The sequence below is a fragment of the Thermoanaerobaculum aquaticum genome, from assembly GCF_000687145.1.
Classification (GTDB): Bacteria; Acidobacteriota; Thermoanaerobaculia; order Thermoanaerobaculales; family Thermoanaerobaculaceae; genus Thermoanaerobaculum; species Thermoanaerobaculum aquaticum.
Map to the genome: position 1 here is coordinate 12,055 of NZ_JMFG01000011.1, position 450 is coordinate 12,504.

General features: G+C 61.6%; 1 protein-coding gene. It reads right to left on the reverse strand.

All coding sequences use genetic code 11. From position 1 onward, the window contains the following. On the reverse strand, window positions 1–385 hold a 385-nt coding region (locus EG19_RS04685), incomplete at its 3' end, for a phosphoribosyltransferase (protein ID WP_081799920.1). Window positions 386–450: the final 65 nt, after the last annotated feature.

A 450-nucleotide genomic window follows, 5' to 3' on the forward strand; every position in this document is an offset into this window, starting at 1 on the left:
GCTCCGGCTTATTCACCATGGCCACCACTTCCAAGGAAGCCGGTTGCTGTTGGGCCAAATGGGTCAAGAGGTAGTTTTCGGTCACCCCCGAGTGGCAAATGTCCTTGAGGATCAAGGTGTGCGCCCCAGTAATGTGGATGCGGGTGGCAAAGGCCAACTCGATCACCTCGTAGTGCCCGCCCCCGCTTTTGGTGACGTTCACCAGCTCGTAACGCACCGACATGGGAATGGCGCGCAGCAAATCGGCCAAGAAGAACGTGGCGCCTTTAAGGATGCCCACCAGCACCAAATCCTTGCCGGCGTAGTCCTCGGCGATCTTCCGCCCCAGGGCCTTGACCCGTTCCGCTATGGCCTCGGGAGGGACGATTTCCCGTGGCGTTCCCATGGTTCCTCCAGTTCCGCCAGCACCCCGCTGGCCTGGGCCCAAGCCGGCAACACGCCAACTCCTGG